We start from the raw sequence: 21,561 nt of genomic DNA on the forward strand, positions 1-21,561 counted from the left end.
GCGACGCAGCATGGCGCTTTCGAAGCCGGCGGCCGGCTGGATCGATGCAGGATCACATTCAGGCGCGGTGAATCACCCACGCCACCAGGCCCGCAAGTGGCATCAATGCAAGTGTGCCAACGACGCCCAGGCATCCGGACACCCCGCGGTGCGGCGCGGACGCCTGTGGATGCGATCGCAGCCAGGCGGCATGACAGGCCCTGCAGTAGAAGCGCTGCTTCCCGGCGCGCCAGGCGCCACTGGTACGTTCGTCATGGAGGGCGGCGTTGCCGCAGCGCCCACACTTGAAGCTGCGATGTGGCGGGCGTCTCTGTCGACGCAGCGCAGCCACGATTGCAACCCCGATCAGGGCAGCTGCAGCGCCCCCTGCAAGCAGTTCACTGTGGATCATTCGCCTTGCTCGATCCTGCGGTTTCCGGTCCTGCTGCGCAGGATATCGAGTCGTACACCCCCTGCGCTACGACGCCCTAGCACGCGCGCATGTCACCCACGCGGCGCATGATCTGACACCTCTCCAGTGCTTGCGCGCTGTCACAGCTTCGCCTTTTCGTCGTTGACCGAAAGGCGGCAGCTTGTGACGCTTGCGACACCGCAGGGCCTGCATGGCCCCACCGTGCGGTCAGGTCCCACCGCAATCCGTAGCACCCGTCCCCGCAACGCCCTCCCATGACTTCGCCCCGGCCTGGTCGTGGCGGACGGCTGCGCCCTGAACTTCTGCTGGAGAACCGCAATGCGCCTTGCAACCTTCTTCTTCGCGTTCGTCCTCAGTGCCTTCGCCGGCGCTGCCCAGGCCCAGGTCGTCACCCTCAACAAGGGCGGCTTCGTGCTCACCTACGACTGCAGCATCCACAGCGCCACCCGCTACGAATACACCCTGACCGCAGACACCGGTTCGGCCGCGCGCCCGTCCAGCTTCTACAAGGATCCGGACCTGCCGGCAGGCTGCCTCGGCCAGACCAGCACCGCTTCCTACGCCAGCATCAGATCCGGCTATGACCGCGGTCATCTGGTGACCTCCAACCACATGGACTACAACGCGACCTACATCCGCCGCGCCAACTACATGACCAACATCGTTCCGCAGGTGTCCAGCTTCAACCAGGGCATCTGGGTGAAGGCCGAGAACGTGGCCGAGTGCTACCGCGACATCGCGCCGGTGGATGTCTATGGTGGCGTGGTCTACGGCGACGCCTCCAACGACTACTTCCTTTCCAGCCACGGCATCCCGACGCCGGAGTTCTTCTGGAAGACCATCATCACCCGTGACCCGAACACCGGCACCGCCAAGGCGATCAGCTGGATCATTCCCAACGAAGCCAATCTGGGCAGCCTCGACAACTATCTGGTGACCATCGCCGATCTGCAGGAGCTGCTGGGTGCGAGCTACGTGGCGATCAACGCACCCGCCTCGTTGAAGAACATGCTGCCGGCCAGCACCTGGCCGCAGCCGGCGGGTTGTGACCTGGGCTGACCGGCCGGCCGGGAATGGGTGGCACCCGGTCCGGGTGCCACACAGGGATGGCTGTGGGAAAATGGCGGGCAATTGCACCACTGCATTGCCCCCTGGAGCTGTAGATGTCCCGTTTCCCGTTTGATGCCGTGCTGTTCGACTGCGACGGCGTACTCGTCGATTCCGAGCCGCTGGTCGCCCGCGTTCTCTCGGAAATGCTGACCGCACGTGGCTGGCCGCTGACCCCGGCGCAGGCGGGTGAAGTCTTCCTCGGCCAGTCCGTGGCCCATCTGGCTGGCCTGATCGCAGAGCGCACCGGCAAGCCGTTCACCGAGGAATGGCTTGAAGAGTTCCGCCAGCAGCGCAACCAGGCACTGGAACGTGACCTTGAAGCGATCCAGGGGGCACCCGAGGCCGTGCGTGCGATCGCTGCGGCCACCGGCGGGCGGATCGCCTGCGCTTCCGGTGCCGACCTGCACAAGGTGAAGCTGCAGCTGGGCAAGGTCGGCATCCTCGATGCCTTCGGTGCCCATGTGTTCAGTGGCCAGGACATGCCGCGCACCAAGCCGCACCCGGACGTGTACCTGGCTGCAGCTGCAGCGCTGGGCGTCGACCCGACGCGCTGTGCAGTGATCGAGGACACCGTCACCGGCGCCGCTGCGGGCGTTGCCGCAGGCGCCACCGTGTTCGGCTTCAGTGAGGGTGGCCCGCACCACAGTACACCCGAAGCCCTGCGCGCAGTCGGTGCAAAGGTGGTTTTCCAGCGCATGGACCAGCTGCCGGGCCTGCTTGCCGCCTACGCGGTGGACGCCGTCGCCTGACCCTGCTCAGCCCGCAGTGCCCAGTGCGGCGCTGCGGCGCTTTGCGGCGTAGTGCAGCGCGAACAGGTACAGGCCAGTGAACAGTTGCAGGAACAGCGGCGGCAGCGGCGAATAGGTGATCCACGCTGCAGGTTCGCCCTGCCCCAGCCCGCGAACGGCGAAGTTGGCGATCACCGCCAGGGTGAATACGATTGAGGTCCAACGATGCACGCTCCGTGCCCAGCCACCGCGGCTCATTGCCGGCGCCTCGCTTCGGAACGGGCTTCGATCATCTTCCAACCATTGCCTGATGGGTCACGGAATCCGGCGTCGACGGCGCCATAGCGCTCGATCGGCTCCTGGGTGAATTCCACACCCTGTGCCAGCCATTGCGTGTAGCGCGCCTGGCAGTCATCCACGGCCAGCACCAGCGGCGGCATTGCGCCCTTGGCCACCAGCTGCTGCAGCGCAAGCGTGGTAGCGGCGTCGTGGGTGGGCGGGCCTGGCACGAACAGGCCCAGCTGGAAACCGTCCTGGCCCGGGCTGCGTACCGTCAGCCATCGGTAGCTGCCATTGCGTACGTCGGTATGCACTTCGAAGCCGAGCTTGCCGACGTAGAACGCCAGCGCCTCATCCTGGTCGCGCACATACAGGCCGACCGTGTTCACAGTGTTCGTCATGGGACCTCCCTCAGGTAGGGTCCACGTTAGCAACCGCCTCGCGGCGGCGCTTCTCCAAAACTGCGATCTTCAGGTCCGGGCGCTGCGCGGCGCGTGCATGGCATTCCGGCACGCTGGCCGACGCCGCCTGGCCCGCACGCTCACGCTCACGCACATTGCCCGGGCTGTCACCGGTGATGTCACGGAAGATGCGGCCGAAGGTACCCAGACTGTTCCACCCGGTCTGCGCGGCGATTTCGGTGACCGGCAACTCGGTGTCACGCAACATCGCCACGGCCCGTTCGATGCGCCGGCTGAGGAGATAGCGGTGCGGTGGCAGCCCGAAGGCCTGCTTGAACGAGCGGGCGAAGTGCGCCGGCGACACCGCACTGACCTCGGCCAGGCGCGCGACCGGCCATTCCTCATGGCTGGCGCGGTCCATCCGGTCCTTGGCACGCAGCAGGCGCCGCAGCAGTTCGGGGCTCTGGTTCATGGCACCACCGCCTGGGCCAGGTAGTGGCGTGCCGCGTGCCGCGCCTCAGCGGCCTGCTCGACCAGCCAGTCACGCAATGCAATGACCTTGGCACTGCCATTTCGCGCCGTGGGTGCCACGAACCAGAAGCTGCGACCGTCGCTGGCGACACCCGGATGCGCCTGCACCAGCCGCCCGCTGTCCAGCTCGGCCTGGAAAAGGATCGGCGAACCAATGGCAATGCCTTGCCCGGCGATCGCGGCGCCGACATCCAGATGTTCGACGGCAAAGGGCGCGACGAAACTCTCCGGTGGCGGCGGTGGAATGTGTCCGTGCGCGGCAAACCACAGGGCCCACCAGTCCGGCCGCCCGAGCAGGGGAATCTCCAGCGCGCTGCTGCCCAGCCCACGCGCCTCGTGCAGCAGCGCCGGCGCACACAACGGTGTGAACACGCTTGGAAACAAGGGAGTTGCCTGAAGACCCGGCCATTCGCCCTGGCCATTGCGGATGGCGGCATCGAAGTGACCGGCGGCCAGATCCTGCGGCGCTGCCGACAGGTCCAGTTCCAGCACGAACTGCCGGTGGCGGGCGCGGAACGTGCCCAGCCGCGGCGTCAGCCAACTGGTGCCCAGCGTCGGCAGCACGGACAGGCGCAGTCGCGCCGCATCCCTGTCAGCGGCGCGCATGAAGCTGGCGCGCAGTGCATCGAATGCCCGGGTCGCCTCCTGGGCGACGCTGGCACCCGCCGCCGTCAGTTCCACGTGCTGTGCGTGGCGCAGGAACAGGCAGATGCCGGTCTGGGCCTCCAGCCGCCGCACGTGGTAGCTCACCGACGCCGCACTGGTGTCAAGCTCTTCGGCGGCGCGCGCGAAGCTGCCCAGCCGCGCCGCCGCCTCGAAGGCACGGATGGCGGCAAGCGATGGCAGCTGGCGTTGGGTGACCATAAGTGTGACTTAGCCTGAGCCCCGATATCTGCGTGGTCAATCCCCCTGGTACGCGCAACGATGGAGGCACCTTCGACAGGGGATCACGCACATGGATCGACGGCAGTTCCTGGCCACCCTGGCCGCCCTGGCCGCCCTGGCCGCCGCGGCGGCATCTACGGCGCTGCCCCCCGGGTGGGCCCTGCCCAGCCACAGCGAAGACTGGAAATGGTTGCAGGGCAACTGGCAGGTCCGGCACCGACGCCTGAAGGAGCGCCTGGTCGGCGATACCCGCTGGGAGTCCTTCACCGGTTCCAGCGCGGTCTGGCTCACCCTGGGCGGACTCGGCACCATCGATGACAACGTCATGGCGCTGCGTTCGGGCCCCTACAGGGGCCTGGGCGTGCGTGCATTCGATCCGGTGTCTTCCACCTGGTCGATCTGGTGGATCGATGGCCGCAACCCTGCCCATATCGAAGCCCCTGTGCGCGGCGCTTTCAAGGGCGATGCCGGCAGCTTCCGCGGCACCGACCGGATCGACGGGCGCCCCATCGAGGTCTGGTTCCGTTGGCATGACATCCACGGCGAGGAGCCGTGGTGGGAACAGGCGTTCTCCGACGATGCCGGTGCGCACTGGGAAGTGAACTGGCGCAACTGGTTCCGCCGCACTGCTGCGGTCCCCTCTCCGCTTCCGAAGCTGCCGGATGCACCGGGCGATTTTGATTTCCTGGTGGGCCATTGGAACGTGCGCCATCGTCGCCTGCGCGCTCGGCTGGCAGGCAGCGATGCATGGGACGCGTTCAACGGCACCCTGCACAACTGGCCGGTCCTGGGAGGATTCGGCAACGTGGGTGACAACCTGATGGACATGCCTGGAGCGCCGCTGCGCGGCATGGGCATCCGCGCCTGGAATGCGGCGGAGCAGCACTGGCTGAGCTGGTGGCTGGATGGCCGGGAGCCAACCCGGATCGGCGCGCCACTGCGCGGTGGTTTCCAGGCCGGTGTCGGCCGCTTCTTCGGCGAAGACCAGCACGACGGTCGAACAATCCAGACACGGGTGATCTGGTCACGCATCACGCCGCGTTCGGCGCGCTGGGAACAGGCGGCCTCGACCGATGGTGGACGCAGTTGGGAAACCAACTGGGTCAGCGACTTCGAGCGACAGGCATGAAGGCGCTGCTGGCCGTGATGCTGCTGGTTGCTGCGTCGCCTCCCGCGCCTCCATCAAGGGTGCTGCGGATCGTCGGCCCCGCCGAGCGCTTCGCCCCGGGCGTTGCATCCACGCAATACGACGAGATTCGACTGACCTTGAGCCCGGACGGAAAAACCGCACTGTGGTTCAGCCGCAACCGGCCCGGCGGTCCGGGCGGGTATGACATATGGGTCTCCCGCAACGATGGGCAGCGCTGGCGGCCGGCGACGCCGGTGCCGTTCAACACGCCGGGGCGCGACTTCGATCCCGCCTTTTCCGCCGATGGCCGCGTGGTGTATTTCTGTTCGGATCGCGCAGGCGGCCAGGGCGGCGACGATCTGTACCGGGTCAGCATGGGGAGCGACGGTCGATTCGGGGAGCCGGTCAATCTTGGCCCGGCAGTGAACAGCGCGGCCGATGAATTCGCGCCGATGCTCTCGCCCGACGCAGCCACGCTGCTGTTCTCCAGCGATCGCGCAGGCGGTGCGGGTGGCCATGACCTCTATGTCGCAGCGATGGTCCGTGGCATGGCGCAGCCGGCACGGCCGCTGCCGGGAGACCTCAATACCGCAGCGCAGGAGTTCGATGCCACCTTCCTGGGCGACGGCCGGACGCTGGTGTTTGCCCGCGCCCTGGACTTCGGCAGTGCACCGGTACGCCAGTTCATCGCCTACGCGCGTGGAGGCCGCTATGACGCGGGCCTTGCATTGCCCTCGCCCTTGAACGAGGCCTCCGGCGACAGCTACGGCGCGATGCTGGATGGCTCGCAACCCGACACCTTGACCTATTCGGCGCGGCGCGCGGACGGTGCAGGGTTGGACCTGTACCGCATCCGCTTTCGGATGATGCGCCCTTGAAGGCAGATGCTGTCGATTTTCGGCGCCCCGGTTCGTCGAGAAGATGAAACCCCAGGAGAAAACGCAGATGGCCTCACACCAGTCCCTTGCCTGCGCCTGCGCCTGCGGCCAGGTGCGCCTGACCGCCACGGGCCAACCCATTGCCACCGTCGAATGCTGCTGCGACAGCTGCCGCAAGGCCGGCGCCATGCTGCAGTCGATGCCCCGAGCACCGGACGTGCTGGGCCCGCACGGCCAGACGCTCTTCGTAATGCACCGCAAGGATCGCGTCAGCATCGATGCCGGACATGCCATGCTGCGCGCGTTGCGGTTGTCCAGCAGGGGCGGCAGCCGCCGCGTCGTGGCGGGCTGCTGCAATACACCGCTGTTCCTGGAGTTCAGCGGTGGCCATTGGCTGAGCCTGTATGGCCTGTTGTGGCCGGCGTCGGCAAGACCCGCCGTGGAGATGCGGACGATGGTCCGTGATCTTCCTGACCCGTCTGTCCTTCCAGACGATGTGCCGAACCTGAAGACCCACTCGCTGCGGTTCTACGCCCGCCTGATGAAGGCGTGGATCGCCATGGGCTTCCGCAGCCCGCGCATCGAAGTCGCGGGAGATACCCATGTCTGAGCCCGAGCGGATCGAGATCGAGAGCATCACCACGCCCGGGCACATCCAGCGCGTGGATCGGGCCAAGTATCTCGCCATGCGCCACGCCTTGCTGCGGGTCCTGCCTGCGCAACCGCCCGGCCTGACCGTTGCGCAGGCAAAACAGGCACTGCTGCCACATCTGCCCGCCACCCTGTTCCCGGCAGGTGCCACCGCCGGCTGGTGGTTGAAGGCCGTGCAGCTGGACCTGGAAGCCAAGGGCGTGATCGAGCGCGTCGCGGGCAAGCCGTTGCGCCTGTTCAAGCACCTCGCGGCCGGCTGATCAGCGCTGCGCAGGCAGCTCCAGCCGGTGCTTGCGGCACAGGCGATACACCGTCACGCGCGATATCTGCATCTGCCGCGCACACTCGGAGACGTTGTAGCCGGTCTGGCGCAGGGTCTGCAGCAGCACATCGCGCTCGGCCTGCCCCCGTGCATCGTGCAGCATCGCCGCCGGCAGGACCGCCGTCGATGCGCCCAGCTCCAGGTCACGCTCACTGATCAGCTCGCCTTCGGCCATGATCGCTGCACGCTGCACACGGTTCAGCAGTTCGCGTACGTTGCCGGGCCAGTCGAAGCGCCGCATGGCCTGTACTGCGGCCGGTGCAAAGCCGCGTGCACGCACGCCGTGGCGCAACCGGAAGCAGCGCAGGAAGTGCTCGGCCAGCAGCTGCACGTCGGCACCGCGCTCGCGCAGCGGCGGCATCAGCAGGCGCAGCACATTAAGGCGGTAGTAGAGATCGCTGCGGAACCGCCCCTGCGCCACCGCGTGTTCCAGTTCGACGTGGGTCGCGGCAAGCACACGCACGTCTGCGCGCAGCGGCTGGCTGCTGCCCACGCGCTCGAAGGTTCCCTCCTGCAGCACGCGCAGCAGACTGGTCTGTGCTTCTGCCGGCAGATCGCCCACCTCATCAAGAAACACCGTTCCGCCATGGGCCGATTCGAACACGCCGATCTGCCGCTTGTCGGCACCGGTGAACGAGCCACGTTCGTGGCCGAACAGCTCCGACTGCACCAGGTTGGCCGGAATCGCACCGCAGTTCACTGCAATGAAAGGCTTGCCGGCACGCCCCGACAGCGCATGCAGCGCGTGTGCGGCCAGTTCCTTGCCTGTACCGGTTTCACCGGTGACCAGCACCGGCAGCTCCACCGGCGCAAACTTGTGCAGCACCGTGCGCACCGCATGCAACGCGGCGCTTTCGCCAATCAGCGCGTGCGGTCCGTGCCCACCGCAGGTTGCGTCGACAGGCGGATCATCCGCGTCGAACTGCTGGCGCATTGCGCACACCAGGTCCTGCAGGCCGAACGGCAGCGTGAAGCGCGCGCAGCATCGCTGCAGCAACGGCAGCCAAGCCGGTGATGTGGGTCCGGCACCCGGTGGCAGTACCGCCAGCCAGGGTAGATGCTGGTGCTGCTCGATCCACGGCGCCAGCAGCTGCAGCGCGACCGCATCGAGATGGCGCAGATCGAGCACGGCGAGCAATCGATCGCGCCCACGCAGGCCAATCGCCATGGCGGGATCGGGATGGATGCTGCGCACATACCAGCCCGCTGCCGCCAGCGCACTGCGCTCGTTCGCCAACGGCTCGCCAAACCAGAGCACGCAACGTGACGTAGAAGCCTCCGGGACCGCTGCCATGCTTCCCCCAGCATCCGGACACCGTCGGCGGACTGTCAGGCAATCACCGGCGTGCCGCCCCCCGCCGGGACCTCTACGGCCACCGGGATGGCCTTTGTTGGGCGGATCCTAGCGCTTCCCTAAACGGCGGCGCAATGAGCAGTGCGTCAAGAAATTCCTGGCTGAAGCGGCACCGTAGCAGACGGCGACGCCACCTGTAACACCGATGCGACAGTCGCCCGCAGCCCTTGCCCTGCGGCGCCTGGGGCTTCGAAATCCCAACAATTCCGCGACGTGCCTGTAACAGCATGGCAGCAGCCCGGTCAGGTGCTGCGCGGTCACCCTGTTGGCGCGTGGGCACTTCGAAGTTGGCACGGTTGATGCGTGGTTCCGCCGCACCCATCGCGGGAGATCGGCATGGACGGCACCACCCTGATTCGCGGCCTGGCCGCAGCGCTGGCAACAGCCCTGCTGTCGGTTGGCGCCGACGCGTCCGCGTCGGGCGCCCGCCAGGGCGTGAAGGCACAACCGGGCGAAATCGTCCTGTTGCGGGACGTCTCCGCGCGGCCGGCCTATCGCATGGCACCACCGGGCATGGCGCTGATTGCCGACCCGAAGCCGCAGCGCGAGATCGCCACCGCATTGGGTGCCGGCGGCACGACGACCGGCATGGATGAGTTGAGCGATGAGGACTATGCCGGCATGGGGGCCGGGCAGGCAGCGTCCATCGCGGCGCCGGGTGGAACCACCGTTGAACGGGTCACCCAGCAGGCCCTGGGCGGCACGCTTGGCCGCAGTGGCGACGGCATGGTCGGCAGCAACCTGGGGGGCGCCATGAGTGGTCCGCTCGGTGCGGTCGGCAGCAGCACCCGCGGTATCGCCGACACCGTGCGCGGCGCACTGGCCCAGTTCCCCCTGCAGGGCACGGCCCCGGCAGGTGGAAAATGAAGACCCTGCACGGCTTGCTTCTGCTGCTCGCTGCCGCGCCCTGGGCAACCCGGGCCGATGACTACAGCGGCATGCTCGCCTATCTCGACGTGGCCCGGATCGACGGCCACGCACTGGCCGGGGCCAATGGCGCCATCGCCGTGAACCAGGCCGCCGGCGACCTCAATGTGCAGGCCAACCTGCGGGGTATCGCCAAGGGCGATCGCGCCGACGTGGCGATCAATGCGCGGCAACTGCAGCAGGGCAACCGCGTGCTGTCCGCGCCGCTGCAGGCCACTGCATTCATTGGCGGTGACGCACTGGCCGGTGCCAGTGGCATCGCATCCATCAACCAGGCCAGCGGCATCGCCAACACGACGCTCAACGTCGTCAGCGCAACGCTGGCCCGACAGGGCATACGCGAAACCGACGATACGGCCTTGGCCGCCGAGGGTTCCGCGTTGGCAGGGGGGCGGGACGACACCGGTCGCGGCGTCGCGACGGGCACCCGCAGCGCCGGTGTAGCCAGCACCGCACTGCGGGGATTCGACGGGGTCCTGCAACTCAATCAGATCGCGGGCAACGGCAACGATACGGCCAACGTACTGGGCCTGGTCGTGCAGGACCGCCCGTGACAACCACCCAACCGATGCACCACCTGATGAGAGAGAGGGCACCATGAAAGCGACCGTCAAACAGACCATGCTCGCCATGGCGATTGCCACTGCCTCGACCGCCGCTGCGGCCAATGGCTGGGACAACCAGAACGCCAACGCGAACATCAACCACAACCACACCGTCAGCGAAACCCGCAACGACACCCACAACCACACTGACAACGACGTGCGCAACCGCACCGTCAACGTCAATGTGCAGAAGCACAGCAACATCCAGGCCGACGAACGCAAGGAGAAGAACAACCACGGCGTCGACGTGAACCTGGAGAAGGACCTGCGGCTGAGCACCGACATCAATTTCTCCGGCGACCCGAACATCACCGGCGACATCGACCTCGACTCGGCGGCCATTGCCGTGATCGACAACCGCCAGTCGATCAGCAACAACGCCACCAGCAACAGCCTGGTCACCAACAGTGCCTCCATCGGTGACAGCGTGGGTGCCGGCGCATCGGGCAATCTCGGCTTCAACGTGGTCTCCGGCGACAACAATGCCCAGGACAATGCCGCGTCGCTGTCCGCTGCCGATGCGTCCTTCAGCTTCGGCATGGCTGACGCCGAGGTGTTCGTCAAGCAGGCCGGCTTCGGCAACGCGACCATGAACTCCGGCGTCACCAACGCCGCAGGTCTTGGCGGCAACGCTTTCGGCGGCGCGTCCGGCAACATCGGCGTGAACATCGCCTCGGGCAACAACAACGAGCAGAAGAACGCGCTCGCGGCCTCGGTCGCGACCACGGCGGTGGCCCAGTCGAGCATCAGCTCCAACCAGGTCTCCACCGGCAACACGGTCAGCAACGCCGGCTTCGTGCAGTCCTACACCGATGCCGTGCAGGTCGGCATGCATGGCGGCGTCAGCGGTCTGACCCTGGCCTATGGCGCGGGCACCTACCGCGGTACCGGCAACGCCTACCAGATGGCCAACTACTACCTGGATACGTGGAGTGGCGAGCTGCCACACCCTGGTGGCAACAGCACCGGCCACATCGACCTGGACAACCAGATCCAGAACGCCACGATGAACCCCAACCGGCCGGGGGTGGGCGGCCTGGGCTTCGATACGCGTGAGAGTGGCACCAGCCAGTTCGTCGAACTGGGCGTGGCCGACCTGTATGCCAGCCTCAGCGGCACGGTCAGCACCACGCGCTGGGTGAACGTCAACGCCACCAACACCTCGGCATTGTCCGGCAGCGCCTTCTCCGGCGCCTCCGGCAACATCGGCGTGAACGTGGCTGCAGGCACCGGCAACCTGCAGGCCAACAGCCTGGCCCTGGCAGTCGCCCAGCCCAGCACCGGCGGCGGTGGTGGCAGCGGCGAGTAAGCGCAACACCCCGGCCGTCCGCCAATGGCCGGGTTCCCGGGAGCCCCTGTCCCTCCTCCCCCTTGGGACGGGGGCTCCCCCCTGCTGCTGGAGACTGTGATGATCCGTTGCCGTCTTTCGATGTGCCTGCTGGCCTGCCTGTTGCTGCTGGCCACTGTTCCTGCGTGGGCGGGCGACGTGCGCTTCAGTGGCGTACTGCCCAATGGAGCGCTGCTGCAGCAGAAGGTGGAGAGCATGCAGGAGCGGCGCTACCGCAACGTGGTACGCCAGCACACCGACTACAGCTGCGGGGCTGCGGCGCTGGCGACCATCCTTCGCCACGCCTACCACCTGCAGACCGACGAGGCGACGGTGATTGAAGGGATGATGGGGGTTTCCGATCCAGCGCTGGTGGCCGAACGCGGCTTCTCCCTGCTCGACATCAAGCGCTACGTGGAATCGCTGGGCATGCGTGGCCGGGGCTACCGCATCGATGAAACACGACTGCGCACCCTTCGCGTGCCGGGACTGGTGCTGATGGACGTGCGCGGTTTCCGCCATTTCGTGGTGCTCAAGCAGGTGCGCAACGGCATCGTGGAAGTGGCTGACCCGATCCTCGGCAACCGCAGCCTGGCGCTGCCGGAGTTCCTGGCCGCCTGGCCATCGCGCGCGGTCTTCGTGGTGATCGGCAGCGACTTCGATCGCAACACCGCTCTTCTGCAACCCAGCGAACGGCCCAGTGCCCGCGCGCTCTTCGCGCGGCAAGGGCCGATCACCGATGCCGAACTGGTCGACTTCGGCTTCAGCCACGCCGACCTGTTCTGAGGAGGTATGACCATGTTCCGCCAACACGTATGGATGGTTCTGCTGCTGATGGCCCCTGCCCTGCCCCTGCAGGCCGCCGACGGCAGGACCGGGCGTGGCCTCACGGAAATCCCCGATCCGGAGCTGAGCCTGATGCGGGGGCGCTACACCGTGGGCGGCAACAACGTCGCCTGGTTCGGGGTCACCATGGTGTCGCAGTGGCAGGCCAGCAACGGCACGACCCTGCAGGGCGGCCTGACCCTGGGCATGGACTTCCGTGGCGGTGGCGCGCCGAAACTCAGCTTCCAGCCCAGCGTGCATGTCACGGCAGCCGATGCGCCGCTGCCCGATACCCACGGACGCAGCATCGACAGCAGCGGCCTGGCCAACGCCAGCGGCCTGGTGCAAAGCGTGCAGGTGGCCGGCGATGGCAATCTCGCGCGCAACGTCACCACGCTGACGGTTCGCGAGGGTGACGTGCCGGCGGCTCTTTCTGATGGCGCAGGCAATGTCAGTGCGCAGCAGGGCGGCGCCAGCGCGACGGCGGTGCTGGAAGGCAACCAGGCACGCCTGCTGCTGCAGGTGGATGGCCAGGGGCTGGTGCAGCAGTGGATCCGCAATGGCAGCGTCGGCCAGGGCATCGCCCTCGCCGGTGACGGCCAGATCGCCAGCAACCAGTTGCAGCTGGAGCTGGTGCGCAACGCCGTGGGCGGCAACCTGCCATTGAGCCAGAACGTGGCCCAGGCGATTGCGTTGAACCGCGGCATGGGGCCGGGCCAGTAGCAAGGCCTGGCATTGGGGGAAACGCTCCACAACGCAGGACACGATCATGCACACCCTGATGAGGATCACCCCGTTGGCGCTGGCGGCGCTGGCGGGCACCGCCCTTGCCGCACCGACGACGCCGGATGATGGCGCCGACGTGCAGGCCCTGGCCAACCAGCTGGAACAGCTGAAGGCCAACTACGCACAGGAAGTGCGGCGGTTGCGCGAGCTGGACATGCAGGTGCAGGCCATGCAGGCGCGCCTGGGCGGGCGGGTTGGCCCAGCCTCGACCCCACCGGCCGCGCCATTGGCGCAGGCAGCGGCCGCCGCGGTTCCACCGAGCAGCGAGGGTTACGCCAGTACCGCCGCAGAAGCACAACAGGCCAGGCAGGAGTCGCGGCGCAGCGTGGACGATGTGAAGCAGCAGCAATCTGCCCTGTTCTCGCGCCGCTTCACCATCGAGAACAGCCTCACCTACGCACGCTACGACCGCAAGCAGCTCACCCTCAACGGCTTCCTCGCGTTGGACGCGATCTTCCTCGGCAATATCGCCATCGAGAACGTGGAGTCCGACTCACTGACCTACAACGTGGCGGCCCGCTGGGGCGTCAGCCCGAACCTGACGCTCAACCTGGATGTGCCCTACCTGGCGCGGCGCACCGTGTACCAGAAAGGCGGCGCCGGCGGTGCAGCAGCCGCCATCGCGCAGGAGCAGACCAACGGCAACGGCCTGGGCGACATTGGCCTGAGCGCGAACTACCGGCTGTTCGGCGAACGCGGCTGGCGCCCGGAGACCGTGCTCACGGCCGGCGTCACCGCCCCCACCGGGCGCGCACCCTACGGCCTGGACTGGAAGGTGATCGAGCGCGATGACGATGACTACATCCGCTTCGCCGTGCCGCGCGAGCAGCCCACCGGCAACGGCGTATGGCAGGCCAACCTCGGTCTGTCGATGGTGAAGACCGCCGACCCGGCCATCCTGTTCGCCAATATCGGCTATGTGCACTCCATCCCGCGCGGATTCAACGACATCGACAGCAATCCGGACACGGTCAATCCGGGCGACGTGAAGCTGGGTGGCTCGGTGTACTTCGGCGCAGGCGTGGCCTTTGCGTTCAACGAGCGGACCAGCCTGAGCCTGTCCTTCAGTGACCGCATCAGCGCCCGCGCCTCCACCCGCTTCGAGGGCGGCAAGTGGATGAAGGTGATCGGCAGTGATGCCAATGCGGCGTCCCTGAACCTGGGCGTGACTTATGCGTTGAACCAGCACACCACGCTGGTGACGCTGCTGGGCATCGGGCTGACCCCGGATGCGCCGGACTTCACGTTGGCGTTCAAGATTCCGTACATGTTGTAAGGGCGCACTTGAAGTGTCACGGACCTGTGGGCAGGCATATCTGCGCATGTTCCACGTGGGTACAGCCGCATCGAGGTGGAGCTGCGAGCAAAGGTATGTACTTATGCCCGTGCTGCTTCTGGCATCTGCTGCAATAGGAGCGCCAATTGGTCTGTGTCACGATCCAGCCAGCCAATTGAGCTTCTGACGATGATTGGGAGGATGGATTGCCGGGATACGCACCATTGAATGTTGAAAATACCATTCGACCTGGGCCGACCCCTGCTGGCGTGCTGTTCGCAGTAACCTCACCGCCGTGGTGAGGAGCTACCATTCCGGTGAGATCCTGCTTGGCAGATGACGGAATGGATGGATAGTCAGCGTCACCGGTCAGCAGAACGCGCGCATGATCGGATTCCACTCTTAGCGCCAGGGAAGTGTTGTTCTTCAGATATGCAGGCGTGTTGGGCGTATTCGGGCCCGGATCGCATCGATGGATCACCACAGAGCCAACACTGATATCCGGCCAATTACTGTTCCAGATGTGAAGCGCGCTCGCCCCTCCAGCCAGTTTCCTGCTTTTGAGAGACAAAAGAAGGTGGAGGTGACTTGCACCCAGGGCCACCGTCGATGGCGGCAAGCGGACAACCCATGGCCTTTCCCGAGCCGTACGACGGTATACAGGATTCACTATCCAGGCACCCTTGCTCTTGTCCCAGCGAGCCACACCAGACTTGAATGCGAAGTGCCAATGATCCTGATCCAAATGAGACAGGACCACTGGCTCGTTGGATTTCCACGACTTGCTGAAGACCAGAGGATTGAAGTTATCCAATGCTGGAGAGCTGAAGCCTTTTATGTATATGGGCCGGCCAAAATCAAAGAAAAGACGAGGATGTTCGTATTGATCCACAAGGGCATTGAAGTTGGCCTGCCCGACGTCGTAGACCGCAACGCCATGCAGCGACACATCGACGCTACGAAGCGCTGCCTCGACCTGCGACGTCTCGGCAGCCTCACTCAGAAAGGAGCGCAGGTTATTGCTCGAGGTCGCCGCGCGTCCTGTCTCGTCCTTCTGCACGGACATGTAGAGTCTTTCAGGCCTACTTCCCTCACCAGAGCCATCACCAATTGGAAGTGTCCGCACAGAGATGGCGCCGGCGAAGTTGCGGTTGGAAAGAGTGATTAGGCACCAAGCGTCTTCGCCACGCGCATACTCTTCATCGCTCAGCTCGTAGTCTTCAACCTCACGCGCGTCGACGCTCAGCAGAAGAAAGTCGACGTTATCCGGCGCCTCGTCCATCGTGGCAAATGACTCGGCCGATGCGACGGGCATCGCATCAATCAGAACCGGAGCGTCAAGGTTCCAGCGCCCATTTTCCAGAATGTCAGTCGGCTCGAAGAGTGCGTAGTACTGTGCACTGCGTTCCTCGGATTTGTAGCGCGGCATGCTCTGCACCCTCCTTGGCCAGGCCCGACACAGCGTCGGCTGGGACGTCATTGCCCCTCCTCCGATTAGGCCCGGAGTCGGCGGCGGAATCAACGTCCGGACTATTACCGGGGCCCCGTGGCGCCCATTCACCTGCCGGCACCACAGCCGCCCCCGGCCACTGCTATATTCAGCCAAGCTCGGCAGGCATGGTGCCTGCCCTCGAATCACAGGGAGTTGGACATGGGTCTGGTACAGGCGGTGAAGGGTGCGGTTGGCGGTGTGCTGGCCGACCAGTGGAAGGACTTCTACACCGTGCCGGCGGGCCTGCCGTCCACGGCCGCCCTGTTCGCGGCGGTGCCGCAGGGCACCAATGCCGGCCGCGGCTCCAACACCAGCGGCTCGTCCAACATCATCACCAACGGCTCGAAAATCATCGTGCCCGAAGGTTACGGCCTGCTGCTGTTCCAGGACGGCGCGATCACCGCATTCGTCGCCGAACCGGGTGGCTACGAATGGCGTTCGGACGACCTGAACTCGCAGTCGATCTTCGCCGGCGACGGCCTGGTCAGCACCTTCATCAAGCAGAGCTGGGAACGCTTCAAGTTCGGCGGCCAGCCGGGCGCGCAGCAGGCGGCCTACTTCGTCTCGCTGAAGGAACTGCCGGACAACCGCTTCGGCACCCAGTCGGAAATCTACTGGGACGACGGTTTCCTCAATACCCAGGTCGGTGCGATCACCCGCGGCTCGTACACGCTGAAGATCGTCGACCCGATCCTGTTCGTGAAGAACTTCGTACCGGCCAGCTACCTGCGGCCGGGCCAGGTGTTCGACTTCACCGATCTGGACAACGCCGCTGCCAGCCAGCTGTTCAATGAAGTGGTCGGTTCGCTGGCTCCGGCCTTCAGCCTGTATACCAACGATCCGGGCAAGGGCAACCGCATCACCAAGCTGCAGCAGGACTCGCTGGGCTTCGCGCAGAGCCTGTCGGCCGCCGTCGAGCAGGGTTACCAGTGGAAGTCCGACCGCGGCCTGGCCATCGTCAAGACCGCCATCGTCTCGATCGAGTACGACGCCAACACCCGCGAACTGCTGAAGACCGTGCAGCGCGCCGATGCGCTGTCCGGTTCGCGCGGCAATTCCAACCTGCAGGCCAGCGTCGCCCAGGGCATCCAGTCGGCCGGCGAGAACGGCGGTGCGGCGGGCCTGGTCGGTGTCGGCATGGCCTCGGGCATGTTCGGTGTCGGCGGCATGCAGCAGCCGGCCACCCCGGCTGCCGACGATCCGGTCGCCAAGCTGAAGAAGGCCAAGGAAATGCTGGACCTGGGCTTGATCACCCAGAGCGATTACGACGCGCTCAAGGCCAAGGCACTGGGCCTGTAACAGCAGGACGCACAACCGACATGTCCGATCCCCGAAACGGCCCACCGCCGCTGCCCGGATCCGCGCCCGCGACGCCGCCGCCCCTGCCGGCGGCGTCGTTGGATGGGCCCGGTTCGCCGCAGGACGTCCCTCCCCTGCCCGGCAGCTTCCCGCTGGACACCTCGAAGCTGCCGCAGGCGATCCGCGATGAAGTGGAAGCGCCCGATCCCGTGGCCATCGATACCTCGGCCAGCGAGCTGAAGGACGGCCTCAACCGCTGCCCGAAGTGCGGCGCCACCGACATCCGGCCCAAGGCCGGCACCGACATCCTCGTCTGCCTGTACTGCCGTCACGAATGGCATGGCGCGCGGGTCGAGGAGGAATTCGGACTGGGCGAGGCCATCGACCAGCTGCGCGGCACCGTCATCGCGTCCGGCGCACGCGACATCGATGCCGACACCTCGGCGTTGATGACGTTCAAGTGCACCGGCTGCGGCGCCGAAGTCACGGTCAATACCGAAAGCACGATGACGGCGCGCTGCCACTGGTGCCGCCACGTGTTCGGCGTCAACGAACAGATCAGCAATGGCGCGGTGCCTGATGCGGTGCTGCCCTTCCATATCAAGAAGGACGACGCGGTCGCGCGCATCCGCCAGTTCGTCGACAAGCGCCGCATGTTCGCGCTGAAGGCCTTCAAGGACCAGTTCACCCCGGAAAACGTGGTGGGCGTGTTCCTGCCCTACATGATCGTCGACAGCAATGTAAGCGCGGCCGTGGCCGGCAAGGGCGAGATCAAGACGCGCGAGTACACGGTGGGCAGCGAGAAGAACAAGCGCACCCTCTACGACGCCGATGTCTACCAGGTGGAGCGCCAGGTCGATTTCACCGTTGATGACCTGCCGCTGGAATCCTCGGCCGAGCGCGGCAATCTGGACACCCGCGCCAACACCAACAACATCATCAACACCATCCTGCCGTTCGATACCAAGAACGCGGTGAAGTGGAACGCCTCGTACCTGGCCGGCTTTACTTCTGAGAAGCGTAACCTGGATGTGGAAAAGCTGCGGCCGCGGCTGGAAGACCAGCTGCTGTCGATTGCCCGCGCACAGGTGGAAGGTTCGGTGAAGCGCTACAACCGTGGCGTGCGCTGGGAGCAGGAACAGCTGGAGGTGCATGGCACCCGCTGGGTGTCGATGTACCTGCCGGTGTGGTTGTACTCGTACCACCAGCCCGGAAAGAACGGCGGCATGCTGCACTACATCGCGGTGAACGGCCGTACCGGCGAAACCATGGGCAGCGTGCCCGTGCAGCAATGGAAGATGCTGCTCGCGGCACTGGCCACCGGCACCGTCATTGAAGCCCTCGCAATTGCCTTCCTGGTGGCATCGACATGAGCGACGACAGTGGCCTCTGGCTGTTGGCGGCAGGTCCAGCCGGCGCAACCGCGCTGTACTGGGCGCTGTACCGCTATTACCGCAACACCGACAAATCACATTCCTTCGAGCACGAGACCGAAATCGAGGCGCAGCCCGTGACCGGTTCGGACCAGCAGGTGGGCCGGGTCACCGGCACCGAGGAAAAGCGCATCCGCGGTGACAACGTGTATGAGTACCGGAAACGGGTGGTGAGGGTGAAACCCGACCCGTAGCGCCAGGCCATGCCTGGCTGCTGGAAGTGCCCGGCCGCTGGCCGGCATTCCTTCGGTTTCTGGGCGCCAAGTGGGAGCCGGCCAGCGGCCGGCACTACCCTTCGCTGGGCTGCCCCAGCGCACACCCTCACACCGTCTCCCACCCCACCGGTTCGATACTCGCGCGATCCCCCCTTCCGAGGATCCTGCGATGGCTGCCGTGCTCGCCCGTACCTTCCTGTCCGCGTTGTGCTGCCTGGCCCTGCCCGCCCTGGCCCAGGACGCCTCGTTCGGCTTCGGCGAACAGACCACCCACACCGACCAGACCACGCAATCCAGCAGCACCCAGACCCAGAGCAGTGGCGCGGTGACCACCCAGACCACCACCAGCGGCAGCTCGCAGTCCGAGTCACGCAGCGAAAGCAAGGAGATCGACGTGGGTTTCGGTTTCCACGACGACAACGACGACTGGGGCCACGACCGCCACCGTGGCGGCCGCGATGTGCGCGACAGCGATCTGTTCGGCAGCTGGACGCTGGGCCAGGAGAACGGCAACACCTGCTCCATCGAGCTGAAGAACATCGAGTGGTTCGGCGGCTACAGTGCCTACGTGCCCGCCGGCTGCCCGGATGGCTTCTTCTCGGCCAACCGTTGGGTACTGTCGGGCAATCAGCTGCTGCTCACCGACACCAGCAACACCGTGTTCGGGCGCTTCCGCGCGTCAGGCGGTGGGCGCTGGACGGGCTACCGTGAATCGGATGGGGCGCGTTTGTACCTCAATCCCAAGGGGCGCTGATCGCACCGTGCACACAGTAGGCACGCGCTGATCAGGAAGATCAGGAATCCGCCTCACCCCGCCGCCGAAATGTCCGCTCCCACCGGTTCCCGTCTGGTCATCTACGCCGCCCTCGCGGGCAACCTGGCCATCGCCATCGCCAAGTTCATTGCTGCCGGCAGCTCCGGCAGCTCGGCCATGCTCAGTGAGGGCGTGCATTCGCTGGTCGACACATTGAATGAACTCCTGCTGCTGTACGGCCTGCGCCGCGCCGGCAAGGCGCCAGACCCCGTGCATCCGTTCGGCTACGGCCGCGAGCTGTACTTCTGGAGCTTCATCGTCGCCCTGCTGGTGTTCGCCGCCGGCGCCGGTGTTTCGGCCTACGAGGGCATCCAGCACATCCGCCGGCCGGAGCCGGCCACCAACCACGCGTTGAGCTACAGCGTGCTGGGCATCTCCATCCTGTTCGAGGGGGCTTCATGGTGGGTCGCGCTACGGGAGTTCCGGCGTACCAAGGGCAAACTGGGCTACTTCGAAGCCTTCCGTCGCAGCAAGGACCCGTCCACCTTCACAGTGCTGCTGGAGGATAGCGCGGCCCTGCTGGGCCTGGGTTTCGCACTGATCGGGCTCGTGGCCGCCCAGGTCCTGGACATGCCGGTGCTTGATGGTGTGGCGTCGCTGTGCATCGCCGGCGTGCTTGCCGCCACCGCCTTTCTTCTCGCACGCGAAACCAAGGGACTGCTGGTGGGTGAGCCGGCCCACCCGGCCGTGGCCGAGCGGATCATGGCCGTGGCGGAAACCGATCCGGACCTGCGCCGCGCAAATGGCGTGACCACCATGCAGATGGGCCCCGAACAGGTCGTGGCCATGCTCAGCGCCGAGTTCGAGGATGACCGGAAGACACCGCAGATCGAGGCGTGCATCACCCGCATCGAATCAGCCGTGAAGCGCGAGTATCCGGAACTGGTGGCACTGTTCATCAAGCCGCAGACACCCGAGGTCTATGCCTCCCGCCGCGCGGCACTGGCCGTTCCGCCTGCGCAGGAATGACACTGCGTCTGCGCCCGTTTCACCTGTCTGGTGCCACAGTGCCATCACCGTTTTCCCGAGCCTGCCTCTACCGTGCCGGATTGGTTGCCCGCCTCTCTTCAGATCCTCCCGCGCAGCTTCTACCGGCGCCCGCCCGTTGAAGTTGCGCCCGAGCTGCTCAACAAACTTCTGGTCCGTGACGATGGCCGAACGGGTCGCATCGTTGAAGTCGAAGCCTACGCGGGCAGTGTCGATCCGGCCGCACACTCCTATCGCGGGCAGACCCCGCGCACGGCCAGCATGTTCGGCGAGGCCGGCCACCTGTATGTCTACTTCACTTACGGCATGCACTGGGGCAGCAACGTTGTCTGCGGCGAAGTGGGTGAAGGCGTGGCGGTGCTGCTGCGGGCCATCGAGCCGCTGCTGGGCCTGGAGCGCATGCGCGAACTGCGTCCCGCCGCGCGCCGCGACCACGATCTGGCCAGCGGGCCCGGCAAGCTCTCGCAGGCCTTCGGGCTGGACCGCAGCTTCGACGGCGCTGATCTGGTGACCGGCAACCACGGCATTGTCATCGCCAGCGATGGCCTGCCGCCGCCGGAGGATCCAGTGGTCGGGCCCCGCATCGGCATCACCCGCGCTGTTGATTTCCCCTGGCGTTGGCACATCCGTGATCACCGTCACGTATCGATCCAGCCACGTCGCGCTTCCGCCCCAGCGAGGAAACGATGATGACCCCGCTCGACAAGCCACTGCGCCGCGAACTGCACATCGACGGCCAACCCTACACTCTCACCGTGGCGCCTGAGGGCCTCAAGCTGGTTGAGAAGGGGCGACGCAAGGGCATCACACTGCGCTGGCAGGACCTGGTATCCGGAGACGCTGCACTGGCCACCGCCTTGCAGGCATCGCTCCAACAGCACTGAGCCGGCGCGCC

25 protein-coding genes are annotated in these 21,561 nt (G+C 66.1%); 19 read left to right on the forward strand and 6 right to left on the reverse strand.

The window, feature by feature from the left end; translation table 11 throughout:
- Window positions 1-730 precede the first annotated feature (730 nt).
- The gene (locus tag AC5P5X_RS15020; protein WP_111189741.1) at window positions 731-1,471 is read left to right on the forward strand and encodes a DNA/RNA non-specific endonuclease; all 741 of its coding nucleotides are present in this window, start codon (window positions 731-733) and stop codon (window positions 1,469-1,471) included.
- A gap of 104 nt (window positions 1,472-1,575) precedes the next feature.
- On the forward strand, window positions 1,576-2,271 hold the full coding sequence (locus AC5P5X_RS15025) for an HAD family hydrolase (RefSeq protein ID WP_099523574.1): 696 nt from the start codon (window positions 1,576-1,578) through the stop codon (window positions 2,269-2,271).
- 6 nt (window positions 2,272-2,277) lie between these two features.
- Here the strand turns inward: AC5P5X_RS15025 and AC5P5X_RS15030 are convergent, their stop codons facing one another.
- Genes AC5P5X_RS15030 through AC5P5X_RS15045 form a run of 4 tightly spaced genes read right to left on the reverse strand, consistent with a single transcriptional unit; the run spans window position 2,278 to window position 4,325 of the window.
- Entirely contained in the window at window positions 2,278-2,508 is a 231-nt protein-coding gene (locus AC5P5X_RS15030) for a hypothetical protein (protein ID WP_099523572.1), read from the reverse strand.
- Complete coding sequence (locus AC5P5X_RS15035; protein WP_012480348.1) at window positions 2,505-2,930, reverse strand: VOC family protein; 426 nt, start codon at window positions 2,928-2,930, stop codon at window positions 2,505-2,507. The genes AC5P5X_RS15030 and AC5P5X_RS15035 overlap by 4 nt, the downstream gene beginning before the upstream one ends.
- 10 nt (window positions 2,931-2,940) lie before the next feature.
- Complete coding sequence (locus AC5P5X_RS15040) at window positions 2,941-3,402, reverse strand: helix-turn-helix domain-containing protein (protein WP_012480349.1); 462 nt, start codon at window positions 3,400-3,402, stop codon at window positions 2,941-2,943.
- Window positions 3,399-4,325 (reverse strand): LysR substrate-binding domain-containing protein, encoded by a 927-nt coding sequence (locus AC5P5X_RS15045; protein ID WP_111189740.1) that lies wholly within the window; start codon window positions 4,323-4,325, stop codon window positions 3,399-3,401. Before AC5P5X_RS15045 ends, AC5P5X_RS15040 begins: the two co-directional genes overlap by 4 nt.
- Before the next feature lie 91 nt (window positions 4,326-4,416).
- On the opposite strand from AC5P5X_RS15045, the gene AC5P5X_RS15050 reads away from it, so the two are divergent.
- The 4 genes from AC5P5X_RS15050 to AC5P5X_RS15065 all read left to right on the forward strand — a co-directional run bounded on the left by AC5P5X_RS15050 (window position 4,417) and on the right by AC5P5X_RS15065 (window position 7,264).
- On the forward strand, window positions 4,417-5,475 hold the full coding sequence (locus tag AC5P5X_RS15050) for a twin-arginine translocation signal domain-containing protein (protein ID WP_111189739.1): 1,059 nt from the start codon (window positions 4,417-4,419) through the stop codon (window positions 5,473-5,475).
- Window positions 5,472-6,353, forward strand: coding sequence for a TolB family protein (locus AC5P5X_RS15055; protein ID WP_111189738.1), 882 nt, complete (start codon window positions 5,472-5,474; stop codon window positions 6,351-6,353). Before AC5P5X_RS15050 ends, AC5P5X_RS15055 begins: the two co-directional genes overlap by 4 nt.
- A 67-nt stretch (window positions 6,354-6,420) precedes the next feature.
- On the forward strand, window positions 6,421-6,963 hold the full coding sequence (locus AC5P5X_RS15060; protein ID WP_308309885.1) for a GFA family protein: 543 nt from the start codon (window positions 6,421-6,423) through the stop codon (window positions 6,961-6,963).
- Entirely contained in the window at window positions 6,956-7,264 is a 309-nt protein-coding gene (locus AC5P5X_RS15065; RefSeq protein ID WP_111189736.1) for a DUF6958 family protein, read from the forward strand. The genes AC5P5X_RS15060 and AC5P5X_RS15065 overlap by 8 nt, the downstream gene beginning before the upstream one ends.
- Here AC5P5X_RS15065 and AC5P5X_RS15070 read toward each other — a convergent pair whose 3' ends face one another.
- Window positions 7,265-8,620, reverse strand: coding sequence for a sigma-54 dependent transcriptional regulator (locus tag AC5P5X_RS15070; RefSeq protein ID WP_032966832.1), 1,356 nt, complete (start codon window positions 8,618-8,620; stop codon window positions 7,265-7,267).
- A gap of 396 nt (window positions 8,621-9,016) precedes the next feature.
- Here AC5P5X_RS15070 and AC5P5X_RS15075 point away from each other — a divergent pair, with 396 nt between their 5' ends.
- The 6 genes from AC5P5X_RS15075 to AC5P5X_RS15100 all read left to right on the forward strand — a co-directional run bounded on the left by AC5P5X_RS15075 (window position 9,017) and on the right by AC5P5X_RS15100 (window position 14,426).
- Window positions 9,017-9,547 carry a FapA family amyloid fibril periplasmic chaperone gene (locus tag AC5P5X_RS15075; protein WP_049460020.1) on the forward strand — a complete coding sequence of 177 codons (531 nt, stop codon included), beginning with the start codon at window positions 9,017-9,019 and terminating at the stop codon, window positions 9,545-9,547.
- Window positions 9,544-10,161 carry a FapB/FapC family functional amyloid domain-containing protein gene (locus AC5P5X_RS15080; RefSeq protein WP_049460021.1) on the forward strand — a complete coding sequence of 206 codons (618 nt, stop codon included), beginning with the start codon at window positions 9,544-9,546 and terminating at the stop codon, window positions 10,159-10,161. Before AC5P5X_RS15075 ends, AC5P5X_RS15080 begins: the two co-directional genes overlap by 4 nt.
- A 43-nt stretch (window positions 10,162-10,204) precedes the next feature.
- Window positions 10,205-11,521 carry a FapB/FapC family functional amyloid domain-containing protein gene (locus AC5P5X_RS15085; RefSeq protein ID WP_111189735.1) on the forward strand — a complete coding sequence of 439 codons (1,317 nt, stop codon included), beginning with the start codon at window positions 10,205-10,207 and terminating at the stop codon, window positions 11,519-11,521.
- Between the two features lie 99 nt (window positions 11,522-11,620).
- Window positions 11,621-12,325, forward strand: coding sequence for a C39 family peptidase (locus AC5P5X_RS15090; protein WP_012480358.1), 705 nt, complete (start codon window positions 11,621-11,623; stop codon window positions 12,323-12,325).
- Between the two features lie 12 nt (window positions 12,326-12,337).
- Window positions 12,338-13,087, forward strand: a complete 750-nt coding sequence (locus AC5P5X_RS15095; RefSeq protein WP_111118073.1) for a hypothetical protein — start codon at window positions 12,338-12,340, stop codon at window positions 13,085-13,087.
- Between the two features lie 46 nt (window positions 13,088-13,133).
- Window positions 13,134-14,426 (forward strand): transporter, encoded by a 1,293-nt coding sequence (locus AC5P5X_RS15100; protein WP_065183549.1) that lies wholly within the window; start codon window positions 13,134-13,136, stop codon window positions 14,424-14,426.
- Window positions 14,427-14,442: 16 nt separating this feature from the next.
- Here the strand turns inward: AC5P5X_RS15100 and AC5P5X_RS15105 are convergent, their stop codons facing one another.
- Entirely contained in the window at window positions 14,443-15,855 is a 1,413-nt protein-coding gene (locus AC5P5X_RS15105; RefSeq protein ID WP_143569554.1) for a ComEC/Rec2 family competence protein, read from the reverse strand.
- Between the two features lie 222 nt (window positions 15,856-16,077).
- Between AC5P5X_RS15105 and AC5P5X_RS15110 the strand changes: the two genes are divergently transcribed.
- The 7 genes from AC5P5X_RS15110 to AC5P5X_RS15140 all read left to right on the forward strand — a co-directional run bounded on the left by AC5P5X_RS15110 (window position 16,078) and on the right by AC5P5X_RS15140 (window position 21,550).
- Window positions 16,078-17,217: an SPFH domain-containing protein gene (locus tag AC5P5X_RS15110; RefSeq protein ID WP_005409782.1), complete on the forward strand. Its 1,140-nt coding sequence runs from the start codon at window positions 16,078-16,080 to the stop codon at window positions 17,215-17,217.
- A gap of 20 nt (window positions 17,218-17,237) precedes the next feature.
- On the forward strand, window positions 17,238-18,590 hold the full coding sequence (locus tag AC5P5X_RS15115; protein ID WP_005409783.1) for a membrane protein: 1,353 nt from the start codon (window positions 17,238-17,240) through the stop codon (window positions 18,588-18,590).
- Complete coding sequence (locus tag AC5P5X_RS15120; RefSeq protein WP_005409784.1) at window positions 18,587-18,844, forward strand: hypothetical protein; 258 nt, start codon at window positions 18,587-18,589, stop codon at window positions 18,842-18,844. Before AC5P5X_RS15115 ends, AC5P5X_RS15120 begins: the two co-directional genes overlap by 4 nt.
- A 190-nt stretch (window positions 18,845-19,034) precedes the next feature.
- Entirely contained in the window at window positions 19,035-19,619 is a 585-nt protein-coding gene (locus AC5P5X_RS15125) for an AprI/Inh family metalloprotease inhibitor (protein WP_043033385.1), read from the forward strand.
- 69 nt (window positions 19,620-19,688) lie between these two features.
- Window positions 19,689-20,648 carry a cation diffusion facilitator family transporter gene (locus AC5P5X_RS15130; RefSeq protein WP_043033384.1) on the forward strand — a complete coding sequence of 320 codons (960 nt, stop codon included), beginning with the start codon at window positions 19,689-19,691 and terminating at the stop codon, window positions 20,646-20,648.
- A gap of 72 nt (window positions 20,649-20,720) precedes the next feature.
- On the forward strand, window positions 20,721-21,356 hold the full coding sequence (locus AC5P5X_RS15135) for a DNA-3-methyladenine glycosylase (RefSeq protein WP_043033383.1): 636 nt from the start codon (window positions 20,721-20,723) through the stop codon (window positions 21,354-21,356).
- Window positions 21,356-21,550: a hypothetical protein gene (locus AC5P5X_RS15140; protein WP_005413550.1), complete on the forward strand. Its 195-nt coding sequence runs from the start codon at window positions 21,356-21,358 to the stop codon at window positions 21,548-21,550. The genes AC5P5X_RS15135 and AC5P5X_RS15140 overlap by 1 nt, the downstream gene beginning before the upstream one ends.
- Window positions 21,551-21,561 lie beyond the last annotated feature (11 nt).

The sequence above is a fragment of the Stenotrophomonas sp. YJH_SMC_91 genome, from assembly GCF_059368495.1.

What these genes read in the sequence shown, in the direction of transcription:
- AC5P5X_RS15020 (WP_111189741.1), top strand. Translation starts at nt 731, where the DNA reads ATGCGCCTTGCAACCTTCTTCTTCGCGTTCGTCCTCAGTGCCTTCGCC.
- AC5P5X_RS15025 (WP_099523574.1), top strand. Translation starts at nt 1,576, where the DNA reads ATGTCCCGTTTCCCGTTTGATGCCGTGCTGTTCGACTGCGACGGCGTA.
- AC5P5X_RS15030 (WP_099523572.1), bottom strand. Translation starts at nt 2,508, where the DNA reads ATGAGCCGCGGTGGCTGGGCACGGAGCGTGCATCGTTGGACCTCAATC.
- AC5P5X_RS15035 (WP_012480348.1), bottom strand. Translation starts at nt 2,930, where the DNA reads ATGACGAACACTGTGAACACGGTCGGCCTGTATGTGCGCGACCAGGAT.
- AC5P5X_RS15040 (WP_012480349.1), bottom strand. Translation starts at nt 3,402, where the DNA reads ATGAACCAGAGCCCCGAACTGCTGCGGCGCCTGCTGCGTGCCAAGGAC.
- AC5P5X_RS15045 (WP_111189740.1), bottom strand. Translation starts at nt 4,325, where the DNA reads ATGGTCACCCAACGCCAGCTGCCATCGCTTGCCGCCATCCGTGCCTTC.
- AC5P5X_RS15050 (WP_111189739.1), top strand. Translation starts at nt 4,417, where the DNA reads ATGGATCGACGGCAGTTCCTGGCCACCCTGGCCGCCCTGGCCGCCCTG.
- AC5P5X_RS15055 (WP_111189738.1), top strand. Translation starts at nt 5,472, where the DNA reads ATGAAGGCGCTGCTGGCCGTGATGCTGCTGGTTGCTGCGTCGCCTCCC.
- AC5P5X_RS15060 (WP_308309885.1), top strand. Translation starts at nt 6,421, where the DNA reads ATGGCCTCACACCAGTCCCTTGCCTGCGCCTGCGCCTGCGGCCAGGTG.
- AC5P5X_RS15065 (WP_111189736.1), top strand. Translation starts at nt 6,956, where the DNA reads ATGTCTGAGCCCGAGCGGATCGAGATCGAGAGCATCACCACGCCCGGG.
- AC5P5X_RS15070 (WP_032966832.1), bottom strand. Translation starts at nt 8,620, where the DNA reads ATGGCAGCGGTCCCGGAGGCTTCTACGTCACGTTGCGTGCTCTGGTTT.
- AC5P5X_RS15075 (WP_049460020.1), top strand. Translation starts at nt 9,017, where the DNA reads ATGGACGGCACCACCCTGATTCGCGGCCTGGCCGCAGCGCTGGCAACA.
- AC5P5X_RS15080 (WP_049460021.1), top strand. Translation starts at nt 9,544, where the DNA reads ATGAAGACCCTGCACGGCTTGCTTCTGCTGCTCGCTGCCGCGCCCTGG.
- AC5P5X_RS15085 (WP_111189735.1), top strand. Translation starts at nt 10,205, where the DNA reads ATGAAAGCGACCGTCAAACAGACCATGCTCGCCATGGCGATTGCCACT.
- AC5P5X_RS15090 (WP_012480358.1), top strand. Translation starts at nt 11,621, where the DNA reads ATGATCCGTTGCCGTCTTTCGATGTGCCTGCTGGCCTGCCTGTTGCTG.
- AC5P5X_RS15095 (WP_111118073.1), top strand. Translation starts at nt 12,338, where the DNA reads ATGTTCCGCCAACACGTATGGATGGTTCTGCTGCTGATGGCCCCTGCC.
- AC5P5X_RS15100 (WP_065183549.1), top strand. Translation starts at nt 13,134, where the DNA reads ATGCACACCCTGATGAGGATCACCCCGTTGGCGCTGGCGGCGCTGGCG.
- AC5P5X_RS15105 (WP_143569554.1), bottom strand. Translation starts at nt 15,855, where the DNA reads ATGCCGCGCTACAAATCCGAGGAACGCAGTGCACAGTACTACGCACTC.
- AC5P5X_RS15110 (WP_005409782.1), top strand. Translation starts at nt 16,078, where the DNA reads ATGGGTCTGGTACAGGCGGTGAAGGGTGCGGTTGGCGGTGTGCTGGCC.
- AC5P5X_RS15115 (WP_005409783.1), top strand. Translation starts at nt 17,238, where the DNA reads ATGTCCGATCCCCGAAACGGCCCACCGCCGCTGCCCGGATCCGCGCCC.
- AC5P5X_RS15120 (WP_005409784.1), top strand. Translation starts at nt 18,587, where the DNA reads ATGAGCGACGACAGTGGCCTCTGGCTGTTGGCGGCAGGTCCAGCCGGC.
- AC5P5X_RS15125 (WP_043033385.1), top strand. Translation starts at nt 19,035, where the DNA reads ATGGCTGCCGTGCTCGCCCGTACCTTCCTGTCCGCGTTGTGCTGCCTG.
- AC5P5X_RS15130 (WP_043033384.1), top strand. Translation starts at nt 19,689, where the DNA reads ATGTCCGCTCCCACCGGTTCCCGTCTGGTCATCTACGCCGCCCTCGCG.
- AC5P5X_RS15140 (WP_005413550.1), top strand. Translation starts at nt 21,356, where the DNA reads ATGACCCCGCTCGACAAGCCACTGCGCCGCGAACTGCACATCGACGGC.